Raw genomic sequence first — 15250 nt, 5'->3', positions numbered from 1 at the left:
ACCAACCAGATGCGGCTCTTCGTTGCCGGCGTATTTGGCACGCTTCAGGTCACGGGACAGGTCCAGCAGGTAACGGATTTCGCGCGGGGTGAAGTCCAGCAGACGCAGGTAATTACGGTTCTTCAGATTGAAAGCCATGCTGATAATCCTGTGGGTAAAGTCAGCATCAGGCTGAATCGGTGTCGTATGGCCTGATGCTGAAAATAAAAGCAGAGTTGGAGATGCATGGATACGGACACTCCATTAGGAGGAGAACAAACCGTGCTTGAATGCCCGCTTGCATGCATCTATGGTGCCAACTCTGAAAAAGAGGGGCTTGCCATGGTGCCCGGATGGGATTCGGGCTGATCCGCCATGCATGGGCATGGCGGATGTGTACTGCTTTTTATATATGCCGGGCGCTAGCCCGGCGTGTCCTGCTTAGACGCGGGTGACATCGCCTGTCTGGTTCGGGAAGTAATCCTCGCAACTGCCTTCGCGATAGACGTCGGCGGTGGAGCAGTGCAGGCCGCCACCGAAGGCGTAGGCATCGCGGAAAGGCATCGGGATCACGTTCATGCCCAGCTTGTCCATCTGTTCCATCTGGTTCACTTCGGAGGCTTCGACGATCACGGTCTTGTGGTCGAGTACCAGGCAGTTCATCGACAGCCATACCGAGCTGTAGCACAGCGGAGGCGGTTCTTTGTGGGCAGGCATGGCTGCATCAACAATCTGCCAGCCGTTCTGTTCAAAGATCTTGCGCTGTTCAACCGGCAAGCGGCGATGCGGGTTGTTGATGATGAGGCCGGGACGCAGCGGCACGAAGGTCGCATCGATATGGATAGGGTACGGGTCGCCCGGGAAGTTGACAGCATGGATGCGCAGCTCGGGATACTTGCGCTTGAACCATTCCATCGCCTTGCGGTTGGTGGTCAGGCCGTGCTGGATAAACAGGTCCTTGCCCATACGCATCACGTCGGCGGCATCAAACAGGATTTCTTCTTCGGTGGTGACGAAGTCTTTGTTGGCGGTACGTACCAGACGATCTTCCAGCGAAATCTTTTCGTCGTAGTAGTTGTGCTTGTACGACTTGTCGGACAGGCGTGGACGCGGTGCCTGGGTCCACAGGAATTCCGGGTCTTCGTTGAAGTACTGCGACATCAGCGGACGGAAAGCGAGGTATTCCCAGTAGCGGCAGCGGAAGGACATGGCCGCTTCGATGATCTCGTTACCGATGGTGAGCAGCGTGTCGCGTGGCGGCATGCAGGTCATCATCGAGTCGGTACGGAAGTCCGGGGTGTTGACCGGCTGGTTCCAGTTCAGCGGGCTTGGGCGATCGACTTTGACGCCGCGCTCTTCCAGAACCTTGGCCAGGTTGTCGAGCTGGATATTGGCTTTTTCAACGGTTTCCAGTGGACGTGGGCCCCACATGCCGCGCATCGGACTGTCGATTGGTACCTTTTCGGAAGTCGCAGGTTCTTCTGGCGGTACGCAGCTGTGATCGGCACGGCCGACAATCACGTGCTTGAGCGGGTCGAAGTCGTTCCAGGAGTTAACAATCTTGGTCATGATGCATTCCCTTTTTGGAGGTTGATCTCACTTGCTTGGTACGTATTGTGCGCATTGCCACGCTGGATGGCATTCCAAAAAGCGGCCAGTGACTATCAAAAAACAGGCAAATCGGTTGGGAAATAAACAGCTTCGGGGGCGAATGGTTTTGTCTGTATAAAAAACCGTCGATGACTATCAAAAACCAGTCAGGCCGATTGGCCGGCAGCAGGGTTTGGGTGGGTATGTTTTGCTTGGTAAAACGAAAAAGCCGGCTCAAGGCCGGCTTTGTTGCGAAGCAGGGGCTTACTCGTCAGCGAGCGCCTCATGTGCGGTCTCGTGGCTTAGCAGCATGGCGACCAGAGCCACTACCGCGGCAATCACCAGATACCAGGCGGGGGCCATCTTGCTGCCGGTGATACTGATCAGCCAGGTGGCAATAAAGGGCGCAGTGCCGCCAAACAGCGCATTGGCCGAATTGAAGCTGAAGGCAAAGCCGCTATAGCGCACATGGGTCGGGAAAATTTCCGACAGGAAGCAGGCCAAAGTGCCGTCATTCATGGTGAGCAAGGCACCAAAGGCAATCTGGACCAGCAAGATGGTGGCAAAGCTGGCGCTGTCCAGCAGCGAAAACAGCGGGATGGTCAGCACGATAAAGGCGATGGAGGCGCTGATCAGCATGGTCTTGCGGCCGAAGCGGTCGGACAGCATGCCCATCAGGAAAATAAAGAAGATATAGGTCGACAGCGAGACTGTAGAGGCGAGGAAGGAGTCGGTGGCACTCATCCCCATTTCGGCCGAGAGATAGGTCGGCATATAGCTGAGAATCAGATAAAAGGCGACGGCATTGAGGCAGGTCACCCCAAAAGCGATGGCGACTTTCAGCCGGTATTTTCCCATCAGTTCGCGAATGGGAACTTTGCGGGCCTGTTCTTTCTTCTCCAGATTTTTTTCCATCTGGCGGAATTTAGGCGTGTCCTCCAGATGCAGACGGATATAGCGGCCGATCAGGCCGAAAGGCGCTGCCAGTAAAAAGGGCAGGCGCCAGCCCCAGCTGTGCAGCTCTTCGATTGATAGCAGCGCATGCAGCATGGCAACAAATAGCGCACCGAATAGCAGGCCGGCAGCGGTGCTGGCCGGCACGATGCTGGTGTACAAGCCGCGTTTACCCTCGGGGGCATATTCGGCAAGAAAAGCGGCGGCACCGGCATATTCGCCGGAGGCAGAAAAACCTTGAACCAGACGGATGATCAGCAGCAACACCGGTGCCAGAATACCGACCTGGGCATAAGTTGGCAGGAAGGCGATGCAGAAAGTGGCGCCCGACATGATCAAAATGGACAGCGAGAGGGCGTTGCGCCGGCCGACCTTATCGCCCAGATGACCCCAGATGATGCCGCCTATGGGGCGCACAATAAAAGAAATGGCAAAAACGGCAAAGGTGGCCAGCAGGCCGGTGGTTTGGTCGGTCTGAGGGAAAAAGACCAGCGCAATAATGGTAGCGAGATAACCATAGGCGGCATAGTCGAACCATTCAACGAAATTGCCGATAAAGCTGGCAACGGCCGCACGGCGCAAGGCGCCGGATTCATGCTGTGTGTTGGCCCGTTCGGGCTTGCCCGGTGGATGCATTGCAGTGTGTGTAGCACTCATGACTGTCCCTCCATTGTCTGAAAACAGATGACGTTGCCGTCTCACAAAATGGTTCTGGCTTGAGAGCGATTTTGTCAGATGGTGCGCTAGCGGCTATTCAGGGAGGGAGCCAGTCCGCAGACTGGCTCTTTGATACTATTTGGTATTTTACTGTGTAGGTGCAAATCAACTATGACTTATGTCATACCGTATCTACATTCAGTACAGTTTTGTTCTGCCGCTTGAGGCTCTTGCCAAGCATGCTGATCACGACTTCGCTCATGCCGCCAACGATAATCAGCGCACCGCCTATCATCTGGGCGCTGGACAGTGGTTCACCGTAGATCATCAGGCCGACGAACAAGGCTGCCACCACGCATTCCCAGTAGGAGACGCAGGCAAACTCGGCCGCTTTCAGGTGACGGGTGGCAATGGTGCAGGTGCCCAGCGCGCCGAAGCCGCACACGATGCCGATGCCGATCCACCACATCCAGTCAGTCGAGGTCATTTGCGAGATGGTGGGCTTGGTGAAGACGAACAGCAGGGTAATGCCGGCCAGTGCGAACACGAAGTTCCAGAATGCGCGTACGTCACCCGGCACTTCGGTGCGGAAGCGGCCAAAGAACAGGAACAGGCCGTAACCCACGCCGGAGTAGAGCGCCATCATGTCGCCGAAGAAGGTTTTCTCGGAGAACTGCATGCCGAAGCTGAAGCCGCTGCTATCGACAGACATCAGGCCGGAGATCATCATCATGCCGATAAACACCGCCAGCAGGGCAAACCAGGTGGCGAGCTTCATGCTTTCCTTGAGGAAGATCACGGCCAGCAGGGTCGAGATGATCGGGCCGATGTAGATAAAGAACACCGCATTGGCGATCGAGGTATGTTGTGTCGCGGTGATATAGGCCGACAGGCAGTTACCCATAAAGAAGCCGGACAAAACCATGGTCGGCGAGAGTTTGAACTCCTTCAGTTCAAGCAAACGCCCTTTGTAGGCAATGATGGCGAAGAACAGGATGCCGCCGCACATCATGCGCGAGAAGGCGATGAAGTCGCCCTGTGCATCGATATGGCGGGCGAAGAAACCGACAAAGCCCATCAGGGTCGCCGCGATGAAGGCGTTAATAAAGCCGACTTGCTTGTTAATGGGGGTGGTCGATGAGGATGCGGGAGTGGTCATGATGAGACTCCTGTGTAGGGAGATCCTTCAAAAAAGCCCGGCCATGATGGCCGGGCCTTGTTAGGGTCAGACGCGGGTGATATCGCCTGTCTGGTTCGGGAAGTAATCCTCGCAAGTGCCTTCGCGATAGACGTCGGCGGTGGAGCAGTGCAGGCCGCCACCGAAGGCGTAGGCATCGCGGAAAGGCATCGGGATCACGTTCATGCCCAGCTTGTCCATCTGTTCCATCTGGTTCACTTCGGAGGCTTCGACGATCACGGTCTTGTGGTCGAGGACCAGGCAGTTCATCGACAGCCATACCGAGCTGTAGCACAGCGGAGGCGGTTCTTTGTGGGCAGGCATGGCCGCATCAACAATCTGCCAGTCGTTCTGTTCGAAGATCTTGCGCTGCGCTTCGGGCAGTTTGCGGTGCGGGTTGTTGATGATGAGGCCGGGGCGCAGCGGCACGAAGGTCGCATCGATATGGATAGGGTACGGGTCGCCCGGGAAGTTGACGGCATGGATGCGCAGCTCGGGATACTTGCGCTTGAACCATTCCATCGCCTTGCGGTTGGTGGTCAGGCCGTGCTGGATAAACAGGTCCTTGCCCATACGCATCACGTCGGCGGCATCAAACAGGATTTCTTCTTCGGTGGTGACGAAGTCCTTGTTGGCGGTACGTACCAGACGGTCTTCCAGCGAAATCTTTTCGTCGTAGTAGTTGTGCTTGTACGACTTGTCGGACAGGCGTGGGCGCGGTGCCTGGGTCCACAGGAATTCCGGGTCTTCGTTGAAGTACTGCGACATCAGCGGACGGAAAGCGAGGTATTCCCAGTAGCGGCAGCGGAAGGACATGGCCGCTTCGATGATCTCGTTACCGATGGTGAGCAGCGTGTCGCGTGGCGGCATGCAGGTCATCATCGAGCCGGTACGGAAGTCCGGGGTGATGACCGGCTGGTTCCATTGCAGCGGGCTTGGACGGTCGACTTTGATGCCGCGCTCTTGCAGAACCTTGGCCAGGTTGTCGAGTTGGATATTGGCTTTTTCAACGGTTTCCAGTGGACGTGGGCCCCACATGCCGCGCATCGGACTGTCGATGGGTACCTTTTCGGAAGTCGCAGGTTCTTCTGGTGGTACGCAGCTGTGGTCGGCACGGCCGACAATCACATGCTTGAGCGGGTCGAAGTCGTTCCAGGAGTTCACAATCTTGGTCATGGTTGATGCCCTCGTTTAGTAAAACCGGTGTGATTTGCTTGGACGTATTTTTACGCGCTAAGCCGTGCGCGGGCATTCCAAAAACTGTTCATTCACTATCAAAAAACTGGCGTTCCATCCGTGGCTAAATAGGGTGTTTTTGCTGATGTAGGCTTGCAAGCCTTGCCGGTAAACACTTAACTTCTATGTCATTGCTTGTATGGGGGTGGGTATGCGTTTATGTGTGATTGCCGGAGATGGTATCGGGCGTGAGGTGACCGAGGTGGCGGTCGATGTGCTGACGGCGCTGCTGCCTGACTTGCAGATGAGCGAGCACGAAGCGGGGTGGGACACTTTTTGCCGTACCGGCAGCGCCCTGCCCGAGGCGACGCTGGCCAGTGCCCGCGACTGCAAGGCGGTGCTGTTTGGCGCGGTAAGCTCGCCTGCGCGCAAAGTGGCAGGCTACCGCTCCCCGATTGTGGCCTTGCGTCGCGCGCTGGATTGTTACGCCAATTTGCGTCCGACCCGCTCTTTGCCGCTAGCCGGCGGGCGGGCGGATCTGGATTTGCTGATCGTGCGCGAGAATACCGAAGACCTGTATATCGGCGAAGAGCATAGTGACGGCGAGACGGCCACCGCCATCAAGCGCATTACGCGCCATGCCTCGATGCGGGTAGCCGAGGTGGCGTTCGAGTTGGCGGCAAGGCGGGCGCGCCAGCGCCTGAGCATTATCCACAAGGCCAATATTCTGCCGCTGACCGATGGCTTGTTTCGCGATGCGGCGCGGACGGTGGCCGAAACTTATCCACAGGTGGCGGTTGACGAGTTGCTGGTGGACACGGCCGCATTGCGTCTGGTGCAGGCACCGCAAGCCTTCGATGTGCTGCTGGCGCCCAATCTGTATGGCGACATTCTGTCGGATCTGGCAGCCGGCCTGAACGGCGGGCTGGGACTGGCGCCTTCGCTAAGTGTGGGGCAGGGCGTGGCGATTGCCGAGCCGGTGCATGGCTCGGCGCCCGATATTGCCGGGCAGGGCCGCGCCAATCCGGTCGCGGCCTTGCTTAGCGTTGCCATGCTATTGCGTCACCACTGGCAACTGCCGGGCAAGGCCGATGCGCTGGAGTCGGCCATCCGGCAGTTATTGTCTGATGGCATCGCCACCGCCGATCTGGGCGGCACAGCCTCGACGCGTGCCTTTGGCCGGGCCGTGCTTGCGCGCTTGGCGCATTAAGCGCTGCGCCTTGCGCCTATTCCGGCGGCGAGGATTCGGCCGCCTGCATAATCTGTTCGATCAGCTTGCTGCGGGCGGCGATATGGTGATCGAAGCGCCAGTCCTGCAGTAGCTGGATGGCGGTGTCGAAATACTTCATATCGATATCGTACAGGGTGCGGATATCGAAGGCGGTGCCGGTTTCCAGCGCAGCAGCTAGCGCAATCAGCACCGCCACTTGTTCCGGCTCCTTAGTGTCTTCCACCAGCTTCCTGATCTGTTTGGCTGCATTCATCTCGCCTGTCTCTCCCTGATTGGCCATCCCTGCCTTGGCCATGATAGGACGCTGCCGCGCAGCGGCAAGTCTGTGCCGATGTTTATCGGCTTCTGGATGCTTAAGCTTGCGTTAATTTATTTAGGGTAAACTGCCGCAACAATATTCCTGCCTATCAAATATGCGACTGCCTGCCCTGCGTCCCCAGCGCCCAGAAATTGTGGCCTTGGTGCTATCCCTGCTGTTTGTCGTCCTGTTCAACCTGCCTTTGTGGCAGCGTGTGCTGGGCATTGTTTCGCCGCTGAGCGGCCATAGCGTGTGGATGCTGGGGTTGACCTTTGTACTGCTGGCGGCCTTCTTTAATCTGGCATTGCTGCTGCTGGCCTGGCCATGGATATTTAAGCCGGTCGTGACCGTATTGCTGTTGACCAGTGCGGCAGCGACCTATTTCATGCAGCAGTATGGCGTGCTGATCGACATGAATATGGTGCAGAACGTATTTCAGACCGATCCGGCTGAAGTGCGCGATCTGATTACCGTGCGCATGCTGGCGAGTATTGTGTTGCTGGGCGTGTTGCCGGCGCTATGGCTGTGGAAAACGCCCATCCATTACCGGCAGGCGTGGCGTGAATTCTTGGTACGCATGGTCGCCTTGTTGGTGGCTTCGATGATGCTGGCCGGTGTGGCACTGGCCGGTTATCAGGAATTCGCCTCGCTGTTCCGCAACCACCGCGATCTGCGCTATCTGCTGACGCCGAACAACTATCTCCAGGCGACCAGTTCCTATTTGCGCCAGCATACGGCGACGCCTGATGTGATCCAGCCATTTGCCACCGACGCACGCAAAATGTCGTTTGCCACCTTGCCGCACAAGAAGCGGGTGTTGGTGCTGGTGGTGGGGGAGACGGCCCGTGCCGACCGTTTCTCGCTGAATGGCTATGCGCGCAATACCAATCCCGAGCTGTCCAAGGTGCCCGGCCTGATCAACTTCAGCGATGTCAGCTCCTGCGGTACCGAAACGGCGGTGTCGCTGCCGTGCATGCTCTCCGGCATGACGCGTGCCGACTACGATGCCAAAGTCGCCAAGAAGCGGGAAAACCTGCTCGATATCGTGCAGCGCAGCGGCTATGGCGTGCTGTGGCGCAATAATAATTCCGGTTGCAAAGGCACCTGTTTGCGCATGCCGATCGAGGACATGGCCCATCTGGAAACGCCGGGGCTGTGTAATAAGGAAGAATGCGGCGACGAGATTCTGCTGCAGGGTTTGCCGGAAAAACTGGCGGCCGCCAAGGGCGATATGCTGATTGTGCTGCATCAGAAAGGTAGCCATGGCCCGGCCTATTACAAGCGCTACCCCGAAAAGTTCGAGGCGTTCAAACCGGTATGCCGTACCAGCGAATTGCAGAAGTGCTCGGCACAGGAAATAGGCAATGCGTTTGATAACACCATTCTTTATACCGACCACTTCCTCGCGCGCACCATCGCGCTTTTGCAGCAGCAAAAGGATGTAGACAGCGCCATGGTGTATCTGTCGGATCACGGCGAGTCGCTGGGCGAGAACAACCTCTATCTGCATGGCACACCCTACTTTATGGCGCCAGAGTCGCAGTACAAGGTACCGATGCTGATGTGGTTCTCCGACGGTTACCAGAAGCGTAATGCCGTGAATACCCAGTGCCTGTCCGCCAAAAAGACCCGCGCTTACAGTCATGACAACCTGTTTCATTCGGTACTGGGTTTGCTGGATATCACCACGAGCGAGTATCGCCAGCCGCTGGATGTCTTTGCCGACTGCCGCCAACCCCATCCCAAGGGCTGATCAATGCGCACCGAGATTTTGCCGCTGTCCGTGCCGCTTGCCAGCGGCGACCAGCGGGCGTTTTATCTGACGCAGGGCATGGTGCTGGCGGCTCTGGCGCTCTTGTTTTGGGTGCTGAACCGTTTTACCAGCCTGGATTTGTGGTTGGCCACGCTGGCGTATGACCCGGTCTCTGGCAGTTTTGTATTGAAAGACAGCGTGTGGCTGGACTGGGTGAGTCACCGTCTGGCCAAGTATGCGGTGATTGGCATTGCGCTGTACTGGCTGGCCCAAGGGGTACGCCAGCGCGACGCTCGCATCTTCACGACGGGCATGGCGATGGCGCTGGCCACGCTGGCCGTGTCGCTGCTTAAAGCCGCCAGCCCGCATTCCTGCCCGTGGAGCCTGACCCAGTTTGGCGGCTCGGCCGAGTTATTCACTATCTTTGGCGAAGTTTCGGCCCATCCCGGGCCGGGGCATTGTTTTCCCGGCGGGCATGCGTCCGGCGGTTTCGCTTTAATGGCCGGCTATCTTTTTTATCGCGACAGTCATCGCGCGCGCGCGTACGGCTGGCTGATGGCGGGGTTATTGGCCGGTGCCTTGATGGGGGCCGGGCAGATGGTGCGTGGCGCGCATTTTCTGAGTCACAATCTGTGGAGCGGCTGGGTGGTATGGCTGGTGTGTGTGGTGGTGTTTGCACTTTACGACGTGATGCATGTGCTGCATCAAAAAAATCATTTTGCTTAAGCTTGGGTTAAGGCTGCGGGTGTGTAATGACATCACGCCACCGGGACAGGTGGCCTCAACCCAGGATGAAGATCATGAAAAAATTGCTGCTCGTTGCCATGATGGCCGGTTTCGCTTCGACTGCCGCTTTTGCCGGTGCCAAGTGCGATGCCCATCCGAAAGACCAGTGGATCAAGGAAGCCGACTTCAAGAAAAAGCTGGAGGCCGATGGTTACACCATCAAGAAGTTCAAGGTTGATGGCAACTGCTACGAGATGTATGGCAAGACCAAGGATGGCAAGAAAGCCGAGATCTATTTCGACACCGTTTCCGGCAAGGCCGTGAAATCCGAAATCGGGAATTGAACGGTGTAAGGGCTATGACCGGAGGGCGCGATGGCGCCCTTTTTTCTTGTTTATGTGGCCATTGCAAGTTGGTGTTTATGGCGTGTGTTGCACGCTCTTTATGCGTCAGCCACCCGTCCCCCGCTGCGGATACCAAACCCAAAGCCTGTCTGCGCCAACTTGCAATGGGGCTATCCCCTTTTTTTGCAGGAGGTATGTAATGCAGGCAAACGATACGCTGGCCCGGGTACGGGTATGGGATCCGCTGGTGCGCCTGTTTCACTGGGCGCTGGTGTTGTGCATTGCTTTGAATCTGTTTGTACTGGAAGACGGTGCTGCGGGGCATCGCTGGACCGGTTATCTTGCCACCAGCCTGATTGTGCTGCGTATCGTCTGGGGCTTTGTCGGTTCGCGCCATGCCCGTTTTGCCGACTTCTGGCCGACCCGACCGCGTCTGCTAGCACACTGGCAGCGTATGAAGACGGGCGAGCCCGACCCGCATCCGGGGCATAATCCGGCAGGTGCCCTGATGATGCTGGCGCTGATGGCGCTGGTATTCGGGCTAGGCCTGAGCGGTTATATGATGGGAACCGATGCCTTCTGGGGCGAGGAGTGGCTGGAAAATACCCATGAGCTTATCGCCAATAGTCTGATGGCACTGGCCGGCGTGCATATTTTGGCGGCCTTGCTGATGAGTCATATAGAAGGGATCAATCTGCCGCGGGCGATGGTGACTGGCGTCAAGGCGTATCGGCGTAAACGGCCGTAAGCGAGGCAGGATAATCAAGGAGGCAGTATGCGGGTGTTGCTGGTAGAAGATGATGGACTGATTGGCGACGGGCTGAAAATCGGCTTGACCGCCTTGGGCTTTACTACCGACTGGTTTCGCGATGGGCGCGAAGCATTCGCGGCACTGTCGGCTGCGCCTTACGACGCCGTGGTGCTGGACTTGGGCCTGCCCGGCATGGACGGCATGGACATCCTGGCGGCGTGGCGCAAGGCCGGCCGGGCGGAACCGGTGCTGGTACTGACTGCGCGCGATGCACTGCATGACCGGGTCGGCGGTCTGGATGCCGGGGCTGATGATTATCTGGCCAAGCCGTTTGCGCTGGCCGAGGTGGCGGCGCGCTTGCGCGCGCTGATTCGTCGTCATCACGGGCAAAGCTCGCCCATCTTTACCCAGGGTGATATCACCCTGGACCCGATGGCACACAAGGTGGTGCAGGCCGGGCGCGAAATTGAACTGACGGCGCGCGAGTTCACCCTGCTGGAGTTATTGATGGCGAATAGCGGCCGTATCCTGCCCAAAGAGCGCATAGAGGAAAAATTGTACGGCTGGGATAAGGATGTCGAGAGTAATGCGCTGGAAGTGCATGTCCATCACCTGCGCAAAAAGCTGGGTAGTCAGGTGATACGCACCGTGCGCGGTGTCGGCTATACGCTGGGGAGCGAGGCGTGAGCAAGAGTTTGCGCCTGCAGGTGATGCTGACGGTTGCCGCCGCCATCTTGCTGATCTGGGGCGGCAGTTCCGCTGTGGCCTGGCTGCAGGTGCGCCATGAGATCGACGAATTATTCGATACCCAGCAAATCCAGTTTGCCCGGCAATTATTGGCGGCTGATCTGCATGACTTTGACGAGGACGGCGCGCGTCTGCCGCGCGGCAAGGCGCTTTTGCCCAAGCAATTACCGAAAGGGCAACGTGGCAATCTGGAGGATGATGCCCTGTCTTTTATCGTCTGGGATGATGAGGGGCGGGTGGTGTTTTCCGATGGCGAAGACCAGGGCTTTGCACCGCCGGACGGGCAGCATGGTTTTTATAATGTGTCGCTTGATGGCGATAACTGGCGCGTGCTCTATCTGCCCATGCCGGACGGGCACCGCATCGCGGCAGTCGGGCAGCAGCTCTCCTTTCGTAATGAGGTCGCGCGCGAAATCCTGCTGGCGCAGTTACTGCCGTGGTTGCTGGCTTTGCCCTTGTTGTTGCTGGTGTTGTGGCTGACCCTGACCCGGCGCTTGCTGCCGTTTCGCCGCGTAGCCGAGCAATTGCATAGCCGCCAGCTGGATGATGCAACACCGGTCGACGCCGATGTGCCGGCCGAGGCTGCGCCCATGCTGCTTGCGCTTAACCGCCTGATCGGACGCATGGCCGATACGCTGTCGCGTGAACGCCGCTTTACCGCCGATGCCGCTCACGAGTTGAGAACGCCGCTGGCGGCATTGAAGATTCAGGCCGAGGTCGCGCAACTGGGCTTGCCAGCGGCAGAGCAGGCGCGGGCACTCGCGCAACTGGAAGTCGGCGTCGACCGTGCCTCGCGTCTGGTCAATCAGCTATTGGCACTGACCCGGCTCGACCCGATGGCCGGGCCGCAAAATGCACAAGCAGTCAACTGGCAGCGGGTGTTGCAGCATGTGCTGGATGATGCGGCAGGCTACGCCGCCGAGCGCGGTGTCAGCCTGAGCTTGTCCGGTGATCCGGCTCACGCTTTGCCGCTGCAAGGAGATGAAACCTTGCTGACGCTGATGCTGCGCAATCTGGCCGACAATGCCATCCGTTATTCGCAAGCCGGGGGCGAGGTAGTGCTGCTGGCCGGTGCCAATGCCATTACGGTGCAGGATAGGGGGCCAGGCATTGCGCCGGAACTGATGCCGCGCATACGCGAGCGTTTTTTCCGTCCGCCGGGGCAGGAACAACTGGGCAGCGGTCTGGGGCTATCCATTGTCGAGCGTGTGGCCGAATTGCATGGCCTGCGTTTGGAACTGGAAAACCGCGCCGAAGGCGGGCTGGCAGCCTGTATCAAGCCGGCTTGAGCCTGAGCGGCTGCGACAATCCGTCGCATGGGCCGTGCCGGCAAGATGTGTCATGCTGTATGGCGATGTATCCAAAGTATTGTTGGCCTCCTGCAAGGGAGGCCTCTTTTTTTGTCTGCCAGCAATGAGGATGGCGCGGCACGAGCGGTTTTTTATGCATATGCTGATATGACTTGTGCCAATGGATGATAAAGGAGTACGCGATGCGCAGAACCTACCCATACCTTTGCGGCTTGTCCGCCGCCCTGTGGTCTATGGCTAGCCAGGCTAGCAGCGAGGCTTCCGCAGTCGTGGAGAATATCCATGCGATCGCCGGCGCCGAGGTGGGGACTTCGGCGCCGGCATTCTGGTCGCAGCCGGGGGAGAGCTGGAGCTGGTTTCTGATGCCGGCAGCCGGCATTGTTGCGTTGTGGTTTATCTGGCGCGCGTTAACGCGCAAGAAATAGGTTCGTGGCGACAGCCTGTTGGCAGGCTGCCGCCCCCTTCCGGTATCAAAGCCAGCTACCTTGCACCTTCAGCCATAAGGTACGGCCGGGTTCGTTGACTTGCAAAGTCCGTTCGTAGCCGGCGACATCATAGCCTGCCTTACTCAGGTGCTCGGCATAAGCCTTGTCGAACAGGTTATCGATGCCGGCTGACACCAGCACCGCCTTGTTCAACTTCCAGCCCGCCTTCAGGCCCACCGTCGCGAAGCCGGCGGTTTCGCCCAGATCGGTGCCGACAATATTGCCCTGGCCCGGTGCCACGCGCCCCTGGCGGGCCACACCGCGCATCTGGGCGGCCAGTGCCAGCCTGTCGTTTTCCCAGCCCAGCGTCAGCAATCCTTCCAGTGGCGGCGTTTGCGCCAGCGCCGTGCCGTCACTGCGGTTCTCGCCCCAGGCATAGGCCAGCGTTGCGCCCAAGTGCCAGTTTTGCGCGAAGCGCCAGTTGGCCTCGGCTTCGAAACCGGCGCGACGGGCATCGACGTTGCGCGCGCCGACCTTGGGGTCATCGGTCTGAATCAGGATAAAGTCGTCGATGCGCGACAGATAGCCCGAGAATGAGGCTTCCAGCGCACCGCTGTTATACAGCGTGCCGAAATCGAGCTCGGTATTGCTTTCCTTTCTCAGCGGCAGATTGCCAAGCGTGCTCTTGTTGCGCTCCCAGAAGTCCGGCGCCCGCTGGGCTTGTCCCAGACCGACAAAAGGCGTCCAGTGTCCGTAGCGGCTTTCCAGCCGGGCGAAGCCCGAGTTCAGCTGGTAGCGCTGTTCGGTATTGCGCAGCAGCAAATTGGCAAAGCCCGCGTCGTAGCGCGCATCGACGCGGTCATGACGCAGACCGGCGACGAGGCGGCTACCTGCGCCCAGCGACAGACTGCCTTCGGCGAAGAAACCGGCACTGTCAAAGCTTTGGTCGGCTGTGCGCGCTTGGGCGGTGTAATTCAGCCCCTTGCGCAAGCGATGGTCGTCCCGTTGCCAGTTTGCTCCGACGGTGAGTGGAGCAGTGCCCAGCCTGAGGTCGGCTGCAATTTGTGCGCTGTCGGTCGTGCGGTCGGGGTTGCTCAGCATCTTCATGCCCGGCTGCGGACGCAGGCTGAAGTTGTCCATCACATGGTCGACATCGCTGTGGCCGTATTCGGCGCGTAGCGCGCTGAGCCATGGTGCGATATTGCGCCGCTCGGCCTTGATGGCCCACGCGTCGCGGTCGAAGACGCTGCCGTCCATCGAGCGGTCGGCGTAGGCGGCTTCACCGCGACTGCGGTCGGCCGAGATTTCCAGCGTGCTGTCCTCGTCCGGCGTCAGGCCGGCAATCACCGTCGCACTGCGGCGTTCGAAAGCCGAGTGCACCTTGTCGCCATTGCCATCCTTGTAGTCGCCGCCATGCGCCTGGCTGCCGATGGCGCGCACATAGCCCAAGGTGCTGCCGAAGGTCGCATCCAGCCATTCATCGTTGCGGTCAAAACTGCCGCCTACGGCGGATGCGTTCAAGCGTATGCCGGCTTGGGCAAAGGGCTCGGTGCTGCGTTCGAAATTGACCGCACCGGTAATCAGCCCCATGCCGTATTTGACCGACTGCGGCCCCTTGATCACGGTCACCAGATCATAGGCAGTCGGCGCGATATAGGCGGTGGGCGGGTCCATGCGTCCGCCGCATCCGCCATAGAGAAAGCTGCCATCGGCCAGCATTGCCAAGCGTGAACCACCGAGGCCGCGCAGCAATGGGTCGGCCGAGGCGCCGCCTTTGCGGATGGCGCTCATGCCGGGGATGGTCTTGAGAAAATCGGCGGCATCGGCCGCAGCAATAGGCCGGCGCGGTGCCTGCGGGTCGGCGGTGACGGTTAATGGACTGATGCTGCGTGCGGCGGTGACGACGATCTCGTCGAGCAAGGCGGCGGCCGGGTCGGCCGCCCACACGTTAGACAGGGCGAGCGTGAATGGCAGCAGGACGAGCGGGCGGCGGGACATCGAGGCTCCGTAGGGTGATGGGATTGGCCGTCACCTTAATGCCCTTTGCATTATGCGGGAATGCGACCGAATGTCGCAGGGGCATGTCTCGTTCTGGTGCGGCAGTGCAACACTTTGGTGCGGAAAGTGTTATT

The 15250-nt window shown here is 58.9% G+C and carries 14 protein-coding genes; 8 read left to right on the top strand and 6 right to left on the bottom strand.

What is annotated here, in order from left to right:
* Positions 1-420: 420 nt before the first annotated feature.
* From M3P88_RS13195 to M3P88_RS13180, 4 genes are all read right to left on the bottom strand, one after another.
* A complete protein-coding gene (locus tag M3P88_RS13195) occupies positions 421-1548 on the bottom strand; it encodes a serine/threonine protein kinase (protein WP_249616468.1) in 1128 nt (375 codons plus the stop codon).
* 285 nt (positions 1549-1833) lie between these two features.
* Positions 1834-3180, bottom strand: a complete 1347-nt coding sequence (locus tag M3P88_RS13190) for an MFS transporter (RefSeq protein ID WP_249616467.1) — start codon at positions 3178-3180, stop codon at positions 1834-1836.
* 181 nt (positions 3181-3361) lie between these two features.
* Positions 3362-4339 (bottom strand): DMT family transporter, encoded by a 978-nt coding sequence (locus M3P88_RS13185; protein ID WP_249616466.1) that lies wholly within the window; start codon positions 4337-4339, stop codon positions 3362-3364.
* A 66-nt stretch (positions 4340-4405) separates the two neighbouring features.
* Positions 4406-5533 carry a serine/threonine protein kinase gene (locus tag M3P88_RS13180; RefSeq protein ID WP_249616465.1) on the bottom strand — a complete coding sequence of 376 codons (1128 nt, stop codon included), beginning with the start codon at positions 5531-5533 and terminating at the stop codon, positions 4406-4408.
* 211 nt (positions 5534-5744) lie between these two features.
* Here M3P88_RS13180 and M3P88_RS13175 point away from each other — a divergent pair, with 211 nt between their 5' ends.
* Positions 5745-6743 carry an isocitrate/isopropylmalate dehydrogenase family protein gene (locus tag M3P88_RS13175; protein ID WP_249616464.1) on the top strand — a complete coding sequence of 333 codons (999 nt, stop codon included), beginning with the start codon at positions 5745-5747 and terminating at the stop codon, positions 6741-6743.
* A 16-nt stretch (positions 6744-6759) separates the two neighbouring features.
* Here M3P88_RS13175 and M3P88_RS13170 read toward each other — a convergent pair whose 3' ends face one another.
* A complete protein-coding gene (locus M3P88_RS13170; RefSeq protein ID WP_249616463.1) occupies positions 6760-7017 on the bottom strand; it encodes a hypothetical protein in 258 nt (85 codons plus the stop codon).
* 160 nt (positions 7018-7177) lie between these two features.
* Here M3P88_RS13170 and M3P88_RS13165 point away from each other — a divergent pair, with 160 nt between their 5' ends.
* The 7 genes from M3P88_RS13165 to M3P88_RS13135 all read left to right on the top strand — a co-directional run bounded on the left by M3P88_RS13165 (position 7178) and on the right by M3P88_RS13135 (position 13118).
* Positions 7178-8815, top strand: coding sequence for a phosphoethanolamine transferase (locus M3P88_RS13165; protein WP_249616462.1), 1638 nt, complete (start codon positions 7178-7180; stop codon positions 8813-8815).
* A 3-nt stretch (positions 8816-8818) separates the two neighbouring features.
* On the top strand, positions 8819-9541 hold the full coding sequence (locus tag M3P88_RS13160; protein ID WP_249616461.1) for a phosphatase PAP2 family protein: 723 nt from the start codon (positions 8819-8821) through the stop codon (positions 9539-9541).
* A 74-nt stretch (positions 9542-9615) separates the two neighbouring features.
* Entirely contained in the window at positions 9616-9885 is a 270-nt protein-coding gene (locus tag M3P88_RS13155) for a PepSY domain-containing protein (RefSeq protein WP_249616460.1), read from the top strand.
* A 199-nt stretch (positions 9886-10084) separates the two neighbouring features.
* Complete coding sequence (locus M3P88_RS13150; protein WP_249616459.1) at positions 10085-10633, top strand: cytochrome b/b6 domain-containing protein; 549 nt, start codon at positions 10085-10087, stop codon at positions 10631-10633.
* 27 nt (positions 10634-10660) lie between these two features.
* Positions 10661-11323 carry a winged helix-turn-helix domain-containing protein gene (locus tag M3P88_RS13145; protein ID WP_249616458.1) on the top strand — a complete coding sequence of 221 codons (663 nt, stop codon included), beginning with the start codon at positions 10661-10663 and terminating at the stop codon, positions 11321-11323.
* Positions 11320-12672 (top strand): ATP-binding protein, encoded by a 1353-nt coding sequence (locus tag M3P88_RS13140; protein WP_249616457.1) that lies wholly within the window; start codon positions 11320-11322, stop codon positions 12670-12672. Before M3P88_RS13145 ends, M3P88_RS13140 begins: the two co-directional genes overlap by 4 nt.
* A 203-nt stretch (positions 12673-12875) precedes the next feature.
* Positions 12876-13118 carry a hypothetical protein gene (locus tag M3P88_RS13135; protein ID WP_249616456.1) on the top strand — a complete coding sequence of 81 codons (243 nt, stop codon included), beginning with the start codon at positions 12876-12878 and terminating at the stop codon, positions 13116-13118.
* A gap of 45 nt (positions 13119-13163) precedes the next feature.
* Here M3P88_RS13135 and M3P88_RS13130 read toward each other — a convergent pair whose 3' ends face one another.
* Positions 13164-15116: a TonB-dependent copper receptor gene (locus M3P88_RS13130; RefSeq protein WP_249616455.1), complete on the bottom strand. Its 1953-nt coding sequence runs from the start codon at positions 15114-15116 to the stop codon at positions 13164-13166.
* Between the last annotated feature and the right edge of the window lie 134 nt (positions 15117-15250).

The organism is Craterilacuibacter sp. RT1T (assembly GCF_023502145.1).
GTDB lineage: Bacteria > Pseudomonadota > Gammaproteobacteria > Burkholderiales > Chromobacteriaceae > Craterilacuibacter.
The sequence above is the reverse complement of the archived record's forward strand: the minus strand, read 5'-3'. Positions and strand labels throughout refer to the sequence as shown.

Excerpts from the sequence above, each read along its gene's own strand:
- M3P88_RS13175 (WP_249616464.1), top strand. The coding sequence starts at position 5,745 with ATGCGTTTATGTGTGATTGCCGGAGATGGTATCGGGCGTGAGGTGACC.
- M3P88_RS13185 (WP_249616466.1), bottom strand. The coding sequence starts at position 4,339 with ATGACCACTCCCGCATCCTCATCGACCACCCCCATTAACAAGCAAGTC.
- M3P88_RS13180 (WP_249616465.1), bottom strand. The coding sequence starts at position 5,533 with ATGACCAAGATTGTGAACTCCTGGAACGACTTCGACCCGCTCAAGCAT.
- M3P88_RS13155 (WP_249616460.1), top strand. The coding sequence starts at position 9,616 with ATGAAAAAATTGCTGCTCGTTGCCATGATGGCCGGTTTCGCTTCGACT.
- M3P88_RS13165 (WP_249616462.1), top strand. The coding sequence starts at position 7,178 with ATGCGACTGCCTGCCCTGCGTCCCCAGCGCCCAGAAATTGTGGCCTTG.
- M3P88_RS13190 (WP_249616467.1), bottom strand. The coding sequence starts at position 3,180 with ATGAGTGCTACACACACTGCAATGCATCCACCGGGCAAGCCCGAACGG.
- M3P88_RS13150 (WP_249616459.1), top strand. The coding sequence starts at position 10,085 with ATGCAGGCAAACGATACGCTGGCCCGGGTACGGGTATGGGATCCGCTG.
- M3P88_RS13135 (WP_249616456.1), top strand. The coding sequence starts at position 12,876 with ATGCGCAGAACCTACCCATACCTTTGCGGCTTGTCCGCCGCCCTGTGG.
- M3P88_RS13195 (WP_249616468.1), bottom strand. The coding sequence starts at position 1,548 with ATGACCAAGATTGTTAACTCCTGGAACGACTTCGACCCGCTCAAGCAC.
- M3P88_RS13145 (WP_249616458.1), top strand. The coding sequence starts at position 10,661 with ATGCGGGTGTTGCTGGTAGAAGATGATGGACTGATTGGCGACGGGCTG.
- M3P88_RS13170 (WP_249616463.1), bottom strand. The coding sequence starts at position 7,017 with ATGAATGCAGCCAAACAGATCAGGAAGCTGGTGGAAGACACTAAGGAG.
- M3P88_RS13130 (WP_249616455.1), bottom strand. The coding sequence starts at position 15,116 with ATGTCCCGCCGCCCGCTCGTCCTGCTGCCATTCACGCTCGCCCTGTCT.
- M3P88_RS13160 (WP_249616461.1), top strand. The coding sequence starts at position 8,819 with ATGCGCACCGAGATTTTGCCGCTGTCCGTGCCGCTTGCCAGCGGCGAC.